General features: G+C 38.2%; 18 protein-coding genes. 9 read left to right on the top strand and 9 right to left on the bottom strand.

Annotated features, from left to right (window positions below; genetic code table 11):
- Positions 1-38: 38 nt before the first annotated feature.
- The 3 genes from JM84_RS00165 (at position 39) to JM84_RS00175 (ending at position 4,732) form a co-directional block, all read left to right on the top strand.
- Positions 39-1,511, top strand: coding sequence for a hypothetical protein (locus tag JM84_RS00165; protein WP_144782236.1), 1,473 nt, complete (start codon positions 39-41; stop codon positions 1,509-1,511).
- Positions 1,512-1,574: 63 nt separating this feature from the next.
- Positions 1,575-4,049, top strand: a complete 2,475-nt coding sequence (locus tag JM84_RS00170; protein ID WP_013751113.1) for a zinc-dependent metalloprotease — start codon at positions 1,575-1,577, stop codon at positions 4,047-4,049.
- A 233-nt stretch (positions 4,050-4,282) separates the two neighbouring features.
- Positions 4,283-4,732: a hypothetical protein gene (locus JM84_RS00175; protein WP_013751112.1), complete on the top strand. Its 450-nt coding sequence runs from the start codon at positions 4,283-4,285 to the stop codon at positions 4,730-4,732.
- 86 nt (positions 4,733-4,818) lie between these two features.
- Here JM84_RS00175 and JM84_RS00180 read toward each other — a convergent pair whose 3' ends face one another.
- From JM84_RS00180 to JM84_RS00200, 5 genes are all read right to left on the bottom strand, one after another.
- Positions 4,819-5,325 (bottom strand): hypothetical protein, encoded by a 507-nt coding sequence (locus JM84_RS00180; protein ID WP_013751111.1) that lies wholly within the window; start codon positions 5,323-5,325, stop codon positions 4,819-4,821.
- A gap of 62 nt (positions 5,326-5,387) precedes the next feature.
- A complete protein-coding gene (hemL, locus tag JM84_RS00185; protein ID WP_013751110.1) occupies positions 5,388-6,671 on the bottom strand; it encodes a glutamate-1-semialdehyde 2,1-aminomutase in 1,284 nt (427 codons plus the stop codon).
- A 77-nt stretch (positions 6,672-6,748) separates the two neighbouring features.
- Positions 6,749-7,582 carry a glucosaminidase domain-containing protein gene (locus tag JM84_RS00190; protein ID WP_013751109.1) on the bottom strand — a complete coding sequence of 278 codons (834 nt, stop codon included), beginning with the start codon at positions 7,580-7,582 and terminating at the stop codon, positions 6,749-6,751.
- A 4-nt stretch (positions 7,583-7,586) separates the two neighbouring features.
- Positions 7,587-8,495, bottom strand: coding sequence for a 1-aminocyclopropane-1-carboxylate deaminase/D-cysteine desulfhydrase (locus JM84_RS00195; RefSeq protein WP_144782237.1), 909 nt, complete (start codon positions 8,493-8,495; stop codon positions 7,587-7,589).
- A 3-nt stretch (positions 8,496-8,498) separates the two neighbouring features.
- Positions 8,499-8,825, bottom strand: a complete 327-nt coding sequence (locus JM84_RS00200) for a hypothetical protein (RefSeq protein WP_144782239.1) — start codon at positions 8,823-8,825, stop codon at positions 8,499-8,501.
- 118 nt (positions 8,826-8,943) lie between these two features.
- Here JM84_RS00200 and JM84_RS15310 point away from each other — a divergent pair, with 118 nt between their 5' ends.
- Both JM84_RS15310 and JM84_RS00205 read left to right on the top strand, forming a co-directional pair.
- On the top strand, positions 8,944-9,114 hold the full coding sequence (locus tag JM84_RS15310; protein ID WP_013751106.1) for a DUF5522 domain-containing protein: 171 nt from the start codon (positions 8,944-8,946) through the stop codon (positions 9,112-9,114).
- 355 nt (positions 9,115-9,469) lie between these two features.
- On the top strand, positions 9,470-10,036 hold the full coding sequence (locus tag JM84_RS00205) for a DUF4136 domain-containing protein (protein WP_013751105.1): 567 nt from the start codon (positions 9,470-9,472) through the stop codon (positions 10,034-10,036).
- A 91-nt stretch (positions 10,037-10,127) separates the two neighbouring features.
- On the opposite strand, the gene JM84_RS00210 is transcribed toward JM84_RS00205, so the two are convergent.
- On the bottom strand, positions 10,128-10,877 hold the full coding sequence (locus tag JM84_RS00210; RefSeq protein WP_144782241.1) for an enoyl-CoA hydratase/isomerase family protein: 750 nt from the start codon (positions 10,875-10,877) through the stop codon (positions 10,128-10,130).
- A gap of 161 nt (positions 10,878-11,038) precedes the next feature.
- Between JM84_RS00210 and JM84_RS00215 the strand changes: the two genes are divergently transcribed.
- The gene (locus JM84_RS00215) at positions 11,039-12,787 is read left to right on the top strand and encodes an aromatic amino acid hydroxylase (protein WP_144782243.1); all 1,749 of its coding nucleotides are present in this window, start codon (positions 11,039-11,041) and stop codon (positions 12,785-12,787) included.
- Entirely contained in the window at positions 12,771-13,082 is a 312-nt protein-coding gene (locus JM84_RS00220) for a rhodanese-like domain-containing protein (RefSeq protein WP_144782245.1), read from the top strand. The genes JM84_RS00215 and JM84_RS00220 overlap by 17 nt, the downstream gene beginning before the upstream one ends.
- Before the next feature lie 7 nt (positions 13,083-13,089).
- Here JM84_RS00220 and JM84_RS00225 read toward each other — a convergent pair whose 3' ends face one another.
- The gene (locus JM84_RS00225; RefSeq protein WP_144782247.1) at positions 13,090-14,037 is read right to left on the bottom strand and encodes a GSCFA domain-containing protein; all 948 of its coding nucleotides are present in this window, start codon (positions 14,035-14,037) and stop codon (positions 13,090-13,092) included.
- A 69-nt stretch (positions 14,038-14,106) separates the two neighbouring features.
- Complete coding sequence (gene alaS, locus JM84_RS00230) at positions 14,107-16,719, bottom strand: alanine--tRNA ligase (protein WP_144782249.1); 2,613 nt, start codon at positions 16,717-16,719, stop codon at positions 14,107-14,109.
- Between the two features lie 118 nt (positions 16,720-16,837).
- Here alaS and JM84_RS00235 point away from each other — a divergent pair, with 118 nt between their 5' ends.
- Entirely contained in the window at positions 16,838-17,809 is a 972-nt protein-coding gene (locus JM84_RS00235) for a M23 family metallopeptidase (protein WP_013751099.1), read from the top strand.
- Positions 17,809-18,138: a MerR family transcriptional regulator gene (locus JM84_RS00240; RefSeq protein WP_013751098.1), complete on the top strand. Its 330-nt coding sequence runs from the start codon at positions 17,809-17,811 to the stop codon at positions 18,136-18,138. The genes JM84_RS00235 and JM84_RS00240 overlap by 1 nt, the downstream gene beginning before the upstream one ends.
- On the opposite strand, the gene JM84_RS15315 is transcribed toward JM84_RS00240, so the two are convergent.
- Positions 18,135-18,308, bottom strand: a complete 174-nt coding sequence (locus tag JM84_RS15315) for a hypothetical protein (RefSeq protein ID WP_013751097.1) — start codon at positions 18,306-18,308, stop codon at positions 18,135-18,137. The genes JM84_RS00240 and JM84_RS15315 overlap by 4 nt on opposite strands.
- Between the last annotated feature and the right edge of the window lie 173 nt (positions 18,309-18,481).

The raw sequence follows: 18,481 nt of genomic DNA on the forward strand, positions 1-18,481 counted from the left end.
TTACCTATCTTTAAAACAAATAAACCTTACGATTTAAAATGGACATCACGGCTATCATACAATCTTTCTCTACAGAGGGCAGTAAGTTATTCAAGGCCTATTTACGTTCAAAAAATAGAAGATCAGACACAAAGAATCTCACATTATACAACCTTATAAGAAAGGGAACGCCTCTTAAGGATATAGATATCTTACTATATGGAAGCCCAAATCGTAATGCGTATCATGCGCTATCAAAAAGGCTACAAGACAGTCTCATTGATTTTATAGCCACTCAAAATTTTGAAAATGAAACCTCAGATGATATGCAGGTTTTTAAATGGATACTCGCAGCACGTATTCTCTATGAGCAAGATCTCCATAAACCTGCACAAAAACTCTTAAAAAAAGCGACTCAAAAAGCAAAAGATCTTGATTTACACACGGCTCTTATTGAAAGTTACCACACCCAGTTCCAATACAGTCACCTTCATCCAGAGGTAGATTTACAAGAGCTCACACAAGCCGCACAACTAAACCAACAGCGATTTATACAGCAAGAGCAACTCAACATGGCATATGCACACATCAAGCGCATACTCATATTTGATGAACATCTATTAAAGAAAGGGATACAGAAAACGGTAGAAGAGATACTCGCTGCTTTTCATATTGAAATCAACGAGACCTTCACATTTAAATCTCTGTACCAGCTGCTAGAGATTATAAACACCGCAGCACACTTAGATCACAATTTTGGCGAGGCACTGCCTTTTATCACACACACTTATAATCTCATAAAGAAGAAGGAAAACGTTCAAGAAAAGCAACGCTTTTATCACATCCAGGTGCTCTACTTTATGGCAAATGCTCACTTTAGAGTGCGCGATTTTGCACAAGCAACGCATTATCTCTCGTTGATGAATACCGAGATGAATGCTGAAAATGGAAAGTGGGAGTCCCGCTTTCGCGAAAATTTGCTTCTCATAAACTCCTTCGTTTTAAATTACAGTGGTACTTCCTCTCTTGCTATTGCCGCCATTGACAACCACATCTCAACATCAACAAAGAAGGTTGATCCAGATGTATTGCTCGCACAAGTAGTCTTTCTCACACAGCAAGGCGAGCACAAAGCTGCTTTAAGTATGCTTAATAAATTTAAACATACCGATAGTTGGTATGAGGAACGACTAGGCATAGACTGGATGATTAAAAGAGATTTATTGTCATTAATCATTTACTATGAGCTAGAATATATTGACCTCGTGCACTCACAACTACGTAGTTTCAAACGGAAATACAAAAAGATCATCCTTTCGGAAGTGAGATTGGAACGCTTTATAAAAGTGTTTAGTCAGATTTTTAATGACCCGACTATTGTGAAGGAATCAAATTTTCGCGAAAGCGTAATGAATCAATTTACCGTAGCGTCCTTAAAAAATGAAGATATTTTTATGGTGAGTTTCTTTGCGTGGATAAAGGCTACGCTAGATAATACAAAACTTTATGAGACTACACTTGCCTTGTTATGATTTCCTTAACAATATAGGGAGCTGCTGGTCTGTACCTTTTACCCACCAAAAAAGGTCAACCGAATGAAAAGAAAATTATCCTATGTGATGGCAACCCTATTTGCCATTACTATCGCAAGTTGTAGCACGTCACAATCTAAAGTTGCCAGCAAGGCAAGTGCTTCAAAATCAAAAGCAAAAGACAGTAAAAATGCCATTAAACCTTATGGCAAAGTCATCACAAAAGATGCAAAGACTGATGAAGGTCTTTTTACTGTACACAAACTAGATGACAAATATTTTTACGAGATCCCAGATTCACTTATGGGTCGTGAGATGCTCATGGTGACTCGTATTGCAAAAACTGCAGGAGGCTTAGGCTTTGGTGGTGGAAAACAAAACACTTCTGTGTTACGTTGGGAAGTAAAAGATAAAAAAGTATTATTACGTGTGGTATCACACCAAGTATATGCTGCAGACTCACTTCCTATTTCTGAGGCTGTAAAGAACAGTAACTTTGAGCCTGTTTTATACGCTTTTGATGTAAAGGCTTATAAGAAGGATTCTGTATCTGGAAACAAAAATATTGTTATTGATGCTAGTCCGTTATTTGAGACAGATGTTAAGCCTCTAGGTTTACCACAAAGAAGCCGTAAAGACTTAAAAGTGACGAAGCTTGACGGAAAACGATCTTACATAGACACAATAAGAAGCTACCCGCAAAATATTGAGGTGCGTAGTGTAAAAACATATAGTGGTAGCGCTTTGCCGTCTAATAATGCAACGGGAACACTCTCATTAATGATGAGCAACTCTATGATCTTATTACCAAAAGAGCCTATGCAACGCCGTATGTTTGACGAGCGTGTAGGGTGGTTTGGACGTGGTCAAACAGATTATGGTCTAGACTTACAAAAGAGTAAAACTATACGTTACCTAGACAGATGGAGACTTGAGGTAAAAGACGAAGATCTTGCTGCCTTTAATCGCGGTGAGCTTGTAGAGCCTAAAAAACAAATCGTTTATTATATAGATCGTGCTACTCCAAAGAAATGGGTGCCATATATCAAACAAGGTATAGAAGACTGGCAAGTAGCTTTTGAAGCTGCAGGTTTTAAAAACGCCATCATCGCTGCCGATCCTCCATCTGTAGAGGAAGATCCAGACTGGAGTCCAGAAGATGTCCGTTATAGTGTAGTACGTTACCTAGCTTCTCCTATTCCTAATGCAAATGGGCCTCACGTAAGTGATCCACGTTCTGGAGAGATTTTAGAAAGTGATATTAACTGGTACCACAATGTAATGACATTATTACACAACTGGTATTTTGTACAGACAGCAGCTATCAACCCAGAAGCTCGTAGCAACGAATTTAAAGATGAAATCATGGGACGATTAATTCGTTTTGTGAGTTCGCACGAAGTAGGTCACACACTCGGACTTCCACACAACATGGGAAGTAGTGTTGCTTATGCGGTAGATGATTTACGTGATCCTGAGTTTACTAAAAAATATGGAACTGCACCATCTATCATGGATTATGCACGTTTTAATTATGTAGCACAACCAGGAGATGGTGATGTAGCCTTAATGCCTAACATAGGTATTTACGATAAATATGCTATCAATTGGGGTTACCGCCCTATCCCATCTGCAAAAAGTGCAGAAGACGAGAAGAAAACACTAGACAGCTGGATTCTTGAACATGCGGGAGATCCTATGTACCGTTTTGGAAGACAACAAAGAGGTGTGATTGATCCTAGTTCACAAACAGAAGACCTAGGTGATGATGCTATGAAAGCAAGTACATATGGTATTGCAAACCTCAAACGTATAGTTCCTAACCTTATCGAGTGGACAGCAGAAGAAGGTCAAAACTACGATGAGCTAGATAAAATGTATGGTCAAGTACTATCACAATACAACCGTTACATGGGCCACGTTGCTGGTAACGTAGGTGGTGTATATGAAATGTATAAAACGTATGATCAAGAAGGAGCGGTATACACACATGTACCAAAAGCAAAACAAAAAGAAGCATTAGATTTCTTACAGACACAACTCTTTGACACACCAGAGTGGTTACTAGACAATAACATTTTTGACAAGATTGAAAATGCTGGAAGTGTAGAACGAGTAAGAGGTTTCCAGACTAGAACACTTAACAACCTTCTAGACTTTGGACGTATGGCTCGTATGCTTGAAAACGAAGCATTAAACGATGCAGATGCATACTCACTAGTTACTATGATGTCTGACCTAAGAGCTGGTTTATTCTCAGAGTTGAGAAGCCGCCAGGCGATAGATATTTACCGTCGTAACTTACAGCGTGCATATGTAGAACGTCTTGCGTTTATCATGACAGAAGATCAAAGTGGTGGTCGTTTCTTTAGCGGGACTAGAGTTAATGTAGGTCAGAGTGATATACGTGCCGTAGTACGTGCAGAACTTAAAGATCTTAAACGTGATTTACAAAACAACCGACTTAGAGACCGTATGAGCCGCATACACTCAGAAGATCTTGTAGAGCGTATCAACATGATACTTGATCCTAAGTAATACTTACAATAGTTTACTTTTTAAAACAGCCAGCAATCGTATGATTGCTGGCTGTTTTTTTTGGTTCATTTTTAGGATGTCAATTTCTTATTTAAACAGATGATTTATAGGGTTACGCTTTCGCGAAAGCGTGCTTTGACAAAATCATAACAAAGTCACAAAAAATTATAATCATTAAACCTTCCTCTTTTTTTAGGGTCATATAAGTGTTCAACAATTAAAAAATAGAAAAAATGAAAAAGTTAATGATGATGTTTCTAGTACTTGCGACCGTATCAATGTCTGCACAAAGAGGCCCAAGATCTGGAGAAGAAAGAAGAGGTAATGACATGACCGCAGAACAAGTTGCTACACTTAGTACAAAGAAGATGACACTTGCACTTGCACTAGACGATAACCAGTCTAAAAAAGTGTATACCGTACTTCTTGATCAAGCAAAAGATCGCAAAGCGATGCAAGCAGAGCGCAAGGCAAATAAAGAAAAGCCAGCGCTTACAAAAGAGCAACGCTACGCAATGCAGAATGAGCGTCTAGATAAGCAGATTGCTATGCAAGAAAAAATGCAAAGTATCTTAACAGAAGACCAATTCAAGCAGTTTAAAAGAATGAATGCTAAGAGAAAAGGAAAGCGTGGTGACAAAGGAAAAAGAGGTCACAAAGAATCACGCAGAGGGGATAAATAATTTTGATTGATTGGTTTATTTTTAGATTGAAAACGGCATCCTTGATTGGGATGCCGTTTTTATTTAATAGTAACTTTGATAAATGATTAAGGTTGTTCTCCTTCTAGAATTTTTGAGAAGTCAGTTATATCTGCTTCTGTATATTCTCCAACTCTCAACATAAATGAACCCTTTTCATTAATCATCATAAGAGCATAACAATGTCTTCCACTTTTTAAGTTAAACGTTTTGGTGAAAAAATCATCCTTGTCCTCATAAAAGTCTTTTCTAGACTTTGTAAGCTTTCTTAATAGATTATCTTCAAGCGAGATGTAAATATTTGTGACATTTTTCAATGCTAATTTCCTATAAAACTCATCATTCCAATCATTATCAATTACTCGATATTGATTGCGCGGACAGGTGCTTAAAAATGTTTTAAAAGTAATAATAAGCTTGGTGCCTGCTTTCCAATTATAGTTTTCCTTCAGAAATGCCAGTTTATGTTCAGGTATGGAACCTTCAAAAACAAATTCACTTCTTCTATCTACTTGTGCATGGCCTTCAATTGAGAAAGAAAACAATACAAGAACTAATACGATAATATTTTTCATGTCTATAAAATGAGATAAAAAACTTATTTGAGATTGAGAGCTACACTTTTAATGATTACGTCTTACAACGTCTTCCCCACCTTTGCTACTGCAGCAATCGTCTCATCAAGATCTTCGTAAGAGAGAGCGTCATTTAAAAACCAGCTTTCATAGGCACTTGGTGCAATGTAAATACCTTCTTCAAGTAATCCATGGAAGAATTTCTTAAACGTATCATTATCACCCACCGCAGCCGATTTGAAATCTGTCACTGCACCTTCGGCAAAGTGTACAGAAATCATTGAGCCAATTCGGTTTATAGTAAAGGTAACTCCGCTATCAGTTAAGGCTTTATCTATTCCTTTATGCAAATACTCCGTTTTCTTTGCTAAGCTTTCAAAAACATCACTATTATTTAACTCTGTAAGCATGGCTAGACCGGCAGCCATCGCTAGCGGATTTCCACTTAAGGTTCCTGCTTGATATACTGGTCCTTCTGGAGCAAGGTGACTCATTATTTCTGTGCGAGCTGCAAAAGCTCCTACAGGCAGTCCACCACCTATTACTTTTCCGAAAGTGACAATATCTGCACGAACATTCATAAGCTCTTGCACACCTCCTTTTGCTAGTCTAAATCCTGTCATTACCTCATCAAAAATGAGTAGCGCACCATGTGCGTCACATAGCTCACGTAATCCTTGTAAAAATCCTTCGGCTGGAAGGATACATCCCATGTTACCTGCAACAGGTTCTATAATGATTGCAGCAATCTCACCCGGATTTGCTTCAAAAAGTTCTTTTACGTTATCTAGGTTATTATAATCTGCCAGTAAGGTGTCTTTTGCTGTACCAGCGGTTACTCCTGGACTATTAGGAGAACCAAAGGTTACCGCTCCACTTCCCGCTTGTATAAGAAATGAGTCTGAGTGACCGTGGTAACAACCTGCAAATTTGATAATCTTCTCTCTTCCTGAGAATCCGCGAGCAAGACGCACTGCACTCATGCAAGCTTCTGTACCACTATTTACAAAGCGTATTTTATCAATACCTGGCACCATAGAAATGGCAAGCTCGGCTATTTTTGTTTCTATCTCTGTAGGCATCCCAAAGGAAGTTCCTTTTTGTGCCTTTTCTACAACAGCATCTACCACAGGTTTATGCGCATGACCTAAAATCATAGGTCCCCATGAAGCGATGTAATCAATAAGTCTGCGTCCATCTTCATCATATAAATAAGCTCCCTTTGCTTCTTTTACAAATACAGGATCTCCTCCTACAGATTTAAAAGCTCTTACGGGACTATTTACTCCTCCTGGTATTACTTTTTGAGCTGCTACAAAAAGCTCACTACTTCTTTTATAAATCATCTAAAAATGCTGTTTATTGTCTGTACATTTTGCATTGCACAGTTATGTACTTTTTTGTTATTAAAGAATTTGAAGCCTTAATACCCTCTATCAAAAGGTTTGATAAAAAGAACTTGACCCTCAAAGATCTGATCACTATCGATACCATTCCATTTTTTAAGTTCTGGCACCGTTATATTATATTTACGAGAAATGCGGTAAAGCGTTTCACCCTTTTGTACGGTATGTTGATTATTATTGTCTGTAACTTTCTTATAATCTGCAACATCTTTTCCTAAAACTTCCCCATCATAACGGTACAGCTCGTAACGCTCTACTAAGCTAATTAGTTTTTGAGGATATTTCTTATCTGTTGCATAACCAGCAGCGCGCAAGCCTTCTGCCCAACCCTTATAATCATCCTTAGGTAGCTTAAAAAGATCTGTATAACGTTTTCTTCCTGTCAAAAATAAGGAGTGATCTCTGTAAGAAAATTTAGGTAAACTATACTTTCTAAAGCATTCTCCCTTTTCATCGTCATCATGATAAACAGTCTGACCTTTCCAGTCGTGACACTTAATACCAAAGTGGTTATTTGCTTTTAAAACTAGTTCTCCTTTTCCCGCTCCAGATTCAAGAATACCTTGCGCTAGTGTAATACTAGCTGGGATGCCATACAATTCCATTTCTTCCTTAGCAATATCTGCAAAAGCATCTATATATCCATTAACACCACCTTTAGGAACTGGATTTACACCATTATCAAGATTGTTATCTGGAGTAGCAGCTTCAGCTACTTTTGGAGATGGCTGCCTTCTCTCGATGGTACGTGTAGTTTTTGTTCTTTTTTTTGAACGTGTGGCTTTTTTAGAACCACCACAGCTTACGGACAGTATTCCTATAATCAAGAGTATGGTAAAACGTTTCAACATAAAATTAGTGTATCAGTGGAAGCCCTTTTTTGGCTAGCTGGATATTCATTCCTGCAATACCTTGTAAACCTCCCGTATGAACGGCTAAAATACGAGAATTCTCACGGAAATACCCACCTTTCATAAGCTCTGAAATGCCATAAAGCATCTTACCCGTATAAATAGGATCTAGTAAAACTTTATGCTCAGCGTGAAATTCATTTATAAAGCTCACGAGATCACCATTCACCTTTGCATATCCACCAAAATGATAGTCGGCAATAATCTCCCACTGCTCATTTTTTGCATATTTTCTCACCTCATCTGCTACCCAACCTCCTTTAAGAGCAGGAAACCCTAATACCTTCTGGTGGGGCTTCAGGCTATTTATAATGCCAGAAATAGTTCCTGCTGTTCCTATGGGGCAGCATATATAGTCAAAGTCTGTATCATTATCAGTTAAGATTTCTTCACAACCTTTAATAGCGAGCTCATTAGTTCCGCCTTCGGGAATTATAAACGGATTATTAAAGGTTTTTGTTATGCTTTCGCGAAAGCGTACCTCATCTTTTTCTCGGTATTCTTGCCTTGATATAAAGTGAAATTTCATCCCAGACTCATATGCAAATGCCAGCGTAGGATTGCTTTCAAGCGTCTTAGCAAGATTAACACCTAGCTCTTCTCCACGTATAACACCTATAGTTTTAAAACCTTCTAATTGCCCAGCCGCAGCTGTAGCAGCAATATGGTTTGAGTAAGCTCCTCCAAAAGTGAGTAAGGTTTCAAAACCATCTTCTCGGGCTTGTATAAGGTTATATTTAAGTTTTCTAAACTTGTTTCCAGAAACTGTAGGATGCAGTAAGTCCTCCCTTTTAATAGAAAGGGAATAGCCATTAGTTTCTGAAATAAATTGATTTTCTGAAGTAAGATTCACGGGTTAAAGATACGCTAGAAAACTCCAAAAAGGACGATTTTCTAGATAGCTAAGCTCGCACTCACGAGCATAAGCCTCTCTTTCAAAACTTATATTAAGGTAAGCCACATAGTTATCCCTATACTGTATAAGTCTTATAAAATACTCTATTACATACCATATAAAAAATGGCAGCACAAGCATTTCTGCTTGCTGTCTAATGTGGATTTTCTCGTGATTAATAAATACAATATCCTCCTTGAGATCTGGAGTACGCATTACTATAAATGGCCAGAGGGTCACTCCAACAAAGCGTTTGCGCAATAAATATTTATTTACAATTAGAAACATAGGTCAAAAATAAATCAATTATAACATCCAGTATATTAAGATCTCCTTAATACTTGTACGTTACTACTTATATTATAGACGTTATTCAAAGTCTGTGCCGTATCCTTATCTTTGTAATATGTCCTACTTAAAAAAACATATTCCTATAGAAGATGGTGATTACTACCTAACGCCAGAGGGCTACAAATGTTTTACAGAACAATATCATCTTAAACGTGGTTATTGCTGTGAGAGCGGTTGCCGTCATTGTCCGTATGGGTATAGCAAGAAAACCAACAGCCAGAACTAAGTTCTTTTAAAAGTAAATAAAGGTATTATATACAGTACGCTTTCGCGAAAAATTCTACACACCAATTACTACATTTTAGTTACATATATTCCATCACCTTGTTGATGAGACCAATGTGCTTATCTTAAACAGCCATTTTGGTACGATAATTGATAATTTTAATAATCTGAAAGATGCTTAAAATCAATCATTTTATACTAGACAAATAAAAGAAGTGTTTGGTAAAGCAGGATAAGTGACCAAAGGATTGTTATCTTATAGAACAATCACCTTATGTTTACGACCCTAATCTTGCAGCAGTATTATCAATTTTTGTGCAGAACCGCTTATAAATAATCTTTAAAAACAAACTACTATGAAAGCACTTAGACTTTTACCATTACTGGGAGCCGTACTCTTACTGGCTTCATGTAGCACTGTGCGCGTAGCTTCTGACTACGACAAAGAAACAAACTTTAACGAGTACAAAACCTTTGCTTTTTACAAACCAGGAATAGATAAAGCAGAGATTTCTGACTTAGATAAAAAACGTGTACTTCGCGCTATCGAGTCTGAAATGATGGCAAAAGGTTTTACAAAATCTGAAAATCCTACGGTGCTTGTAAGCATATTTACAAAAGCTAAAGAACGTATTGATGTGTACCAAAACAACTTTGGCTTCCGAGGAGGTTGGGGAGGTTTCTGGGGACCATGGGGAGGCCCTTGGGGCTGGAATGGTGGTTTTAATAACAATACCGTTGCAAGATCTACTCAGGGTACTTTATACATTGACTTAATAGACGCAAATAAAAATCAGCTTATCTGGCAAGGTCAAGGTACAGCACCACTAGTTACTGGCGACGTAGATAAGCGTGAAGAACGCATTAATCTTATCGTTCAAGAAATTTTAGGTGTATATCCTCCACAAGTAGTAGGAAATTAAAACATTGTTTGAATTAGCCCTTAAACTTAAAAAGCACCCCTAGGGGTGCTTTTTTAATATATAAAGTTTCTGACTGGTATTATCACCTCAGTTACAACGCTCCCAGTGTATCTTTTGTAAACTTACTTAATACTAAAGTACCACTCATCTCAGCGCGTTCTTCTAGAAGTGATGGCCAGTGGTCTGTTCCTTCCCATAATGCTTTTTTCATAGCGGTAACCGCTTCTGGGTTGTATGAAGCAAGTTTTACAGCTAGTCCTTGCACCGCCTCATCCATTAAAATAGAGGTTTCAAAAAGTGCTGCATAGAGTCCTTTTTCTTTTGCCCATTCTGGGCTATAAAATTCTGTTGCATTTAGTGTCAAGTCGCTTAGCCCATTTAACCCTATCTTGCGTTCAACAGCGGGAGCAATTACAAAAGGCCCTATACCTATTGTGAGTTCGCTTAGTTTTATACTCGCATACTTAGTAGCGTAGCAATAATCTGTTGCAGCTGCTAGGCCTACGCCACCTCCTACTGCCTTACCTTGAATACGACCTATAATAATTTTAGGACAAGAGCGCATAGCGAGTATTACACGTGCAAATCCCATAAAGAATTCCTTTCCTTCTACATTATCTTCGATGCTTTTAAGTTCATCAAAACTAGCTCCAGCACAAAAAGTACGCTCTCCTCCACTTTGCAGTATGATTACTTTTACATCATCATCTTCTCCGCTATTATGTATTGCGCTCTCGAGGTCTGCAAGTACAGTACTAGGCATACTATTATGTGCTGGATGAAAAAATGTAATTGTAGCGATTCCGTTTGCTTTTAATGTCTTTACGTAAGGTTGTGTCATTGTATATAGCTGATATTAATGTTAGGTAAAAATAGGTAAATAGGGAGTAATGCGTGTTTTGCCAACTCACATTTTCGCGAAAGCGGATACCCAAAAATAAATTAACGCAAACGATTTAGGAAAGCATTTTAATCACGACCAATTCTTTGTAAATTTACTCTATGGAAATACCAGTTACATCAAACCCGTTATTAGATCGCCTGCCTAAGCATTTAGGACAATATATCAAGGCGCAAGATTATGATCAATACACTCCTATCAACCAAGCGGTGTGGAGATATGTGATGCGTAAAAATGTAGCTCATTTAAGTCAGGTGGCTCATGAGAGCTATATGTCTGGTCTTAAAAAAACAGGGATTTCTATAGATAACATCCCTTCTATGTACGGGATGAATCGTATCCTTAAAGAAATAGGATGGGCTGCTGTTGCGGTAGATGGTTTTATCCCGCCTAATGCTTTTATGGAATTTCAAGCATACAAGGTGCTTGTGATTGCAAGTGACATACGCCAACTAGAAAATATAGAATATACACCCGCACCAGATATTATACATGAAGGTGCTGGTCATGCTCCTATTATTGCTAGTCCAGATTATGCGGAATATCTGCGCAGATTTGGAGAAATAGGTGCTCGTGCCATATCAAATGCACATGATATGGATATGTATGAAGCAGTGCGCAAGCTATCTATTTTAAAAGAAGCTGAAGGTATTGCTCAAGAAGAAATAGACGCTGCCGAAGATGAGGTAAACCGTCTGCAGCAAATGACGGTAGAACCGTCTGAAATTGCATTAATAAGAAACCTTCACTGGTGGACTGTGGAGTATGGACTTATAGGAACACTTGAAGATCCAAAATTATATGGCGCTGGCTTATTATCATCTCTAGGTGAGAGCAAACATTGCCTTACAGATGCTGTAAAGAAACTACCTTATAGCATAGATGCTGCTTATCAAGAATTTGATATCACACAAATGCAACCTCAGCTATTTGTTACTCCAGATTTTGGATACTTAATGGAAGTGCTAGAAGAATTTGCAGAGACTATGGCTTTGAGACGAGGTGGATGGCGAGGTGTCCAAAAACTTATAGATTGTAAGCAGCTAGGCTCTATCGAGCTTAACACTGGTCTGCAAGTAAGTGGGAATTTCAGTAATATGATTCAAGATGAAGATAACCGCGTTGTTTATTTTGAAACTCATGGACCTAGTGCCCTTTCTTACAGAGGCAAAGAACTTATAGGACTAGGAACAACTCATTTTAGAAAAGGATTCTCTTCGCCTTTAGGGAAACTCAAGCGTAGCTCTATGGCTATCGAAAATATGAGTCCAAGAGATCTTAAAGCTTTTGAAATTTATGAAGGCGGCATTAACTCCTTTGAGTTTGAAAGTGGCATTACCGTGACAGGAATGATTACCACTGGTACTCGTAGTGTAGATGGAACCTTGCTCGTGGTTCATTTTGATGGCTGCGAAGTTTCATACAAAGGTGACAAACTTATCTCACGTAAGAATGGGCCTTTTGATATGGCCATAGGAACCTCTGTAGTTTCTGCTTTTGCAGGAGCAGCAGATCATGATTCTTTTGATATAAAAAGTCAGGTGAGTACTACCACTACCATCCAGCACGAACTATCTGAAGAGGACAAAAAACTTAACGAATTCTACAGGGAAGTAAGAGCTCAACGAGAAAGTGGAAACCCACAAGAAACAACACTCTTAAGTATATTTGAAACGGTCAAAAAGCAATATCCTACTGACTGGCTTTTATCACTTGAGATATTTGAGCTTACGCGAAATAAGGAAGTGCTAACACACCTAGAATCTCTCATGATTTCTAGAGCAAATATTGCACATCTTATAAAAGACGGACTAAGTTTAGTAATGGAAGATAATGGGGTTATTCAGTAGTTTTTTCGGTAAGAAACAGCGGAAACTTGATGACTTCTTTAGTAGAGAGGCCATAATCATAGACGTGCGATCAAAAGCCGAATATGATAACGGCGCTATTCCAGGCTCTAAGCATATAACATTACAGACAATAGCTGCCAATGCCGCAAAAATCAAGAGTTGGGATGCACCTATAATATGTGTTTGTGCCAGTGGCGCACGAAGCGCATCTGCTACTGCTATTTTAAAAAGCAAAGGGATTGAAGTTATGAATGGAGGTGGATGGCTTTCTCTTTATAAGAAAATGAACACCTAAGGCTTCATTAAAACCTCATCCAAGGAAATTCTTTTACAAGCTTTTCTTTTTGACTATCTAACTTTGTCAAGAATTTTTGGTGCTGCTCTCCTTCGGCATTAAAGGGTTTATGAGTAATTCCTTGTTGTACTTTTGAGACTTGTTTCATTGTTTGTTTCGCTTTCGCGAAAGCGTATACCTCAACAAATCGTTCCCAAATATAATCTACCGCCTGTGCCGAAGGATGAATCATATCTGAGCAGTAAAAGCGATAATCTCTTAACTCATCCATCATGATTTCGTAAGAAGGAAAGTAAGAAACAGCGCTCTTGTCAACTAGTTCATGAATAGCAGAAATCAAATGAGATTTACTTCGTGTGTTTTCTATGAATCCATCTTTTATGTGGCGCACGGGAGACACTGTAAAAGTGATATGAATTTTAGGATTAAACTTGCACACAAGCTTTACTATGCGAGATAGGCTTTGTACAACATCATCTATGGACAAGAGCTCTTTTACAAACTCCTTTTGAGGCACCTTGTGACAGTTAGCCACTACCTCATCTCGTTCAAGATGTCTATAAACCCATGCAGTACCTAAGGTAATAAAGAGATGTGATGCACTTTTTAATTGCGTCCTAAGTAATTGCTGTGCCTCCTGAAGATGGATAACGGCTCCTAGCCTACTCAAAGCATTTTTATCGCTATGCGCGTAGTATGATTTCCAGACACCGTCAAGTTCAAAAACATCTTCTTCTGTGTATGTTTTATTTTCAATCGCGTCTTGTATAAGGCGTTCAAGCGCTATAGGATTAAATATAATCCCAAACGGATTTGTAACCGATTGAAATTTATAGTAATCTAGTTTACCTCCTATGTTTTCTGAAAAACAAGAACCCAACAGCAACAACGTATCATCATACCCAAACGGAGTCGATGATGTAGTAAGTGGCAACTGAGTCTGTAATTTTATCATAACACAAGAAGCAATCTTTATAAAAAACCATCTACTTATTAAGTTAATAAGCAGATGGCTGTATGTGTATTAAACCAAGTAATTTTTCACCTCGGCAATTGCGGCGTCTATTCCTGCTGGGTTTTTCCCTCCTGCGGTTGCAAAGAAGGGTTGCCCACCACCTCCACCTTGGATGTGCTTTCCTAGTTCGCGCACCACAGTACCTGCATTCAATTTCTTAGAAGCTACAAGCTCCTTTGAAATATAGCAGCTTAGCAATGCTTTATCCTCTTGCTCAGTAGCAAAAAGAATAAACACATTGTCTTTATTTTCTCCTAGCTTAAATGCAAGATCTTTTATTGCTCCTGCGTCTAGATCTACTTTTTTGGCAAGAAAATCAACTCCATCTATATCTGTAAACTCCTTAGCAAGATCACCACTTAAGTTTTGAGCCTTCTCTTTTATAAGTGCTTCTACTTGCTTTTTTAAAGCAGCATTCTCATCTAGTAGGCTAGTAATTGCTTTTACTGGATCTTGTGCATTTTTAAGTGTAGCTTTTACATTATTGTAAGCCTCTGTTTCTGATGTAAAATAATCTTTAGCCGCACCACTAGTGATTGCTTCTATACGACGTATTCCAGATGCTACGGCACCTTCTGAGGTAATCTTACAATGCCAGATTTCTCCTGTACTTGGTACGTGAGTTCCTCCACAAAGCTCCATAGACTTCCCAAAACGGATGGTTCTTACTGCATCTCCATACTTCTCTCCAAATAATGCAATCGCACCTTCTTGTACTGCCTGATCATAAGGAATTCCTCGTTGCTCTTCTAGTGGTAGATTTTCGCGTATGCGTGCATTCACAAAATCTTCTACCTCTTTAAGTTCTTCTTTAGTCACCCTAGAAAAGTGAGCAAAGTCAAAACGTAAATTCCCGCTATGTACCATACTACCCTTTTGCTCTACGTGTGTACCTAGTACCTTACGTAAACCTTGATGTAATAAGTGTGTTGCAGTATGGTTTGCAGCTGTGCGGCTACGTTGTTTTGCGTCTACCACTGCCTTAAACGTTCCATCTGTAGATCGTGGAAGGTTTTTGGCAAGGTGAATAATTAAATTATTCTCTTTCTTAGTGTCGATAATGTAAACAACCTCTCCATTAGGAGTCTCTAGATATCCCTTATCTCCTACTTGTCCTCCTCCTTCTGGATAGAACGGAGTAAGATTAAATACCAGTTGATATAACTCACCGTCTTTTTTACTTTCCGTCTTACGGTAGCGAGTAATTTTCACCGGAGTTTCTAATGTATCGTATCCTACAAACTCTTCTTCAGCATCTTCGTGTAAGATATTCCAATCGTCTGTCTCAACTTTGGTTGCTGCACGAGAGCGGTCCTTTTGCTCTTTAAGAGCTGCTTCAAAACCTTTCTCATCAAGTTTTAAGTTTTTCTCGCTAAGTATAAGTGCTGTAAGATCTATTGGAAATCCGTAAGTATCATAAAGCTCAAAAGCTTTATCACCAGAAACAGTATCACCTTTAGTATCTGCAATTACATTATCAAGTAATAGTAACCCTTTATCTAGCGTACGTAAAAAAGAAGCTTCCTCTTCACGTATCACATTTGTCATTAAGTTCTTCTGTGATTTAAGCTCTGGAAATGCATCCCCCATTTGCTTTACAAGTGTTGCAACAAGCTTATAGATAAATGGCTCCTTCATGTCAAGGAATGTAAACCCATAACGAATTGCTCGACGTAAGATTCTGCGGATTACATAACCAGCTCCTGTATTAGAAGGTAACTGTCCATCTGCAATAGAGAATGAGACAGCTCTAACGTGATCTGCGATTACTCGTACTGCAATATCTATTTCTTCGTCATTACCGCACTTTGAGTTTGTGATCGTTTCTATCTCACTCATTAGTGGAGTAAAAACGTCTGTATCATAGTTAGACTGTACTCCTTGAAGCACCATACATAAGCGCTCAAATCCCATTCCAGTATCCACGTGCTGATTAGGAAGCTTTACAAGCGATCCATCTGCAAGACGATTGTACTGCATAAATACAAGGTTCCAGATTTCCACCACATGTGGATGGTCCATATTGATGAGCGTCTTCCCGTCTACTTTTGCTTTTTCTTCGGCAGATCTTATGTCTACGTGTATTTCTGAACATGGTCCGCAAGGTCCTTGCGCTCCCATTTCCCAGAAGTTATCTTTTTTATTTCCATCGATGATTCTATCCTCATCAATACGCTGCTTCCAGATATCAAAAGCTTCTTGATCTCTATCTAATCCATCTTCCTTGTCTCCTTCAAAAACACTCACATAAAGACTGTCCTTATCAATCTTCACTACTTCCGTTAAGAATTCCCAAGCCCAAGCAATCGCCTCTTCTTTAAAATAATCTCCAAAAGACCAGTTACCCAGCATCTCAAACATCGTGTGATGATAGGTATCTTTTCCTACTTCCTCCAGGTCATTATGCTTTCCTGAAACACGCAAACATTTTTGAGTATCTGACAGCCTAGCATTTTTTGGCGTCGCATTTCCTAGAAAATATTCTTTAAAAGGCACCATACCCGCATTTGTAAACATTAATGTAGGGTCATCCTTTAAAACCATTGGTGCAGAGGGCACTATGGTATGTTTTTTGGATTCAAAAAAGTCTAGAAACTGTTTACGTACCTCTTGAGATTTCATACGATGGATGGTGTGGATAATTTATTTTATATTTGAACGTTGTTGAGGTTTTAAATCACGCTTTCGCGAAAGCGTACTAAACCCCATAAACAAACCCCAAAAATAAGCATTTTAACTTATGTCTAAGGTAAAATATTACTACGATAGTGAGACACTATCCTACCGAAAAGTAGAGAAAAAAAAGGGACGCACCTTTGGCGCAGCATTGATATTCATTGCGGCAACCGCTCTTATGGGACTTCTTATTACAATTGCTGTTTTTAACTCTGGTGTCGATACTCCCAAGGAACGAAAACTAGAACGTGAGCTGGCAAATATGTCTTTACAGTTTGAGATTCAAGAAAAGAAACTAGACCAGATAGAACGCGTACTTGCAAATGTAGAAGAGCGAGATAACAATGTATACCGTGTATTATTTGAGGCTAGCCCTATTCCGGATGAGGTAAGACAAGCAGGTTTTGGAGGTGTAAATCGTTACAAAGACTTAGAGGGATTTGATAACTCTTCTATGATTACAGGAAGTGCAAAACGTATTGATCAGATCACAAAACGACTTGTAATCCAGTCAAAGTCTCTAGACGAAATTGCAAAACTAGCCGAAGAGAAAGAAGCGTTACTCAAAACTATACCAGCTATACAACCGGTTCAAAACAAAGACCTCTCTAGAGTAGCCTCTGGCTACGGAATGCGAGTTCACCCTATTTTAAAATATCGTAAAATGCACAACGGGATGGACTTTACAGCTCCTCCTGGTACGCCAATTTATGCCACTGGTGATGGAAAAGTCACTAAAGTAGGACTAGGAAGCGGGTATGGTAAAATGGTAATTATAGAGCATGGTTTTGGCTATAAAACGTATTATGCGCACATGAGTAAGTACAAAGCTACCGTGGGGCAAAACGTAAAACGTGGTGAGATTATAGGATATGTAGGTAATACTGGGCTCTCTTCTGGTCCTCACCTGCACTATGAAGTGTGGAAAAACGGCACCGTAGTTAATCCTGTGAACTTTTACCATAATGATCTTACTCCAGAGGAATATGATCTTATGCTCACTGCGTCATCTATAGAAAATCAATCACTCGATTAATGTATATAGATCTTCCAGAAAAATTATACTATACAATAGGAGAAGTCTCAAAAGCATTTGATGTAAATGCTTCTTTGATACGTTTTTGGGAGAAAGAATTTGATGTCATCGCTCCTAAGAAAAATGCTAAGGGTACAAGGAGATTTACTCCAGAAGATATTAAAAATCTAGAGCTTATTTATCATCTAGTAAAGGAACGTGGCTTTACGCTTGATGGTGCAAAGACGCACCTCAAAGAAGGTAAAAAAGAAATATTATCAAATTTTGATATTATAAGAAAACTAGAAGCTGTAAAGGCACAACTACTAGAGATCAAGTCTAATCTCTAAAAGCGCTTTCCTTTATAGTAATCGCGATAAGCTAGGCCTATAAAAAATAAGCTAGTGGTTATTGACAAAAGACTCATTACAAGATACTGCCCAGACACAAGGTGATACACACCTGCAATAACACCTATAACTCCCATAGATGCTAGTAAATATAAAAGTTTTAAATCCATAACAATAGTACACTACAAATGAGTGTGATTTTTTTGCAAAAATCTCAATTATATAACTCCTAGGTACCCTGTTTAACAAAACCTTATTGTCTTCTTATAGTAATTCTTTTTCTTAACTTGCTACTATTGCACGTTACTTGTAACAAATCACAACAAACAACAACTAACTATCA

Source organism: Dokdonia sp. Hel_I_63 (assembly GCF_007827285.1).
GTDB lineage: Bacteria > Bacteroidota > Bacteroidia > Flavobacteriales > Flavobacteriaceae > Dokdonia.

Bases quoted from the DNA above. Each gene is read 5' to 3' on its own strand.
- JM84_RS00165 (WP_144782236.1), top strand. From the start codon at position 39: ATGGACATCACGGCTATCATACAATCTTTCTCTACAGAGGGCAGTAAG.
- JM84_RS00170 (WP_013751113.1), top strand. From the start codon at position 1,575: ATGAAAAGAAAATTATCCTATGTGATGGCAACCCTATTTGCCATTACT.
- JM84_RS00175 (WP_013751112.1), top strand. From the start codon at position 4,283: ATGAAAAAGTTAATGATGATGTTTCTAGTACTTGCGACCGTATCAATG.
- JM84_RS00180 (WP_013751111.1), bottom strand. From the start codon at position 5,325: ATGAAAAATATTATCGTATTAGTTCTTGTATTGTTTTCTTTCTCAATT.
- hemL (WP_013751110.1), bottom strand. From the start codon at position 6,671: ATGATTTATAAAAGAAGTAGTGAGCTTTTTGTAGCAGCTCAAAAAGTA.
- JM84_RS00190 (WP_013751109.1), bottom strand. From the start codon at position 7,582: ATGTTGAAACGTTTTACCATACTCTTGATTATAGGAATACTGTCCGTA.
- JM84_RS00200 (WP_144782239.1), bottom strand. From the start codon at position 8,825: ATGTTTCTAATTGTAAATAAATATTTATTGCGCAAACGCTTTGTTGGA.
- JM84_RS15310 (WP_013751106.1), top strand. From the start codon at position 8,944: ATGTCCTACTTAAAAAAACATATTCCTATAGAAGATGGTGATTACTAC.
- JM84_RS00205 (WP_013751105.1), top strand. From the start codon at position 9,470: ATGAAAGCACTTAGACTTTTACCATTACTGGGAGCCGTACTCTTACTG.
- JM84_RS00210 (WP_144782241.1), bottom strand. From the start codon at position 10,877: ATGACACAACCTTACGTAAAGACATTAAAAGCAAACGGAATCGCTACA.
- JM84_RS00215 (WP_144782243.1), top strand. From the start codon at position 11,039: ATGGAAATACCAGTTACATCAAACCCGTTATTAGATCGCCTGCCTAAG.
- JM84_RS00220 (WP_144782245.1), top strand. From the start codon at position 12,771: ATGGGGTTATTCAGTAGTTTTTTCGGTAAGAAACAGCGGAAACTTGAT.
- JM84_RS00225 (WP_144782247.1), bottom strand. From the start codon at position 14,037: ATGATAAAATTACAGACTCAGTTGCCACTTACTACATCATCGACTCCG.
- alaS (WP_144782249.1), bottom strand. From the start codon at position 16,719: ATGAAATCTCAAGAGGTACGTAAACAGTTTCTAGACTTTTTTGAATCC.
- JM84_RS00235 (WP_013751099.1), top strand. From the start codon at position 16,838: ATGTCTAAGGTAAAATATTACTACGATAGTGAGACACTATCCTACCGA.
- JM84_RS00240 (WP_013751098.1), top strand. From the start codon at position 17,809: ATGTATATAGATCTTCCAGAAAAATTATACTATACAATAGGAGAAGTC.
- JM84_RS15315 (WP_013751097.1), bottom strand. From the start codon at position 18,308: ATGGATTTAAAACTTTTATATTTACTAGCATCTATGGGAGTTATAGGT.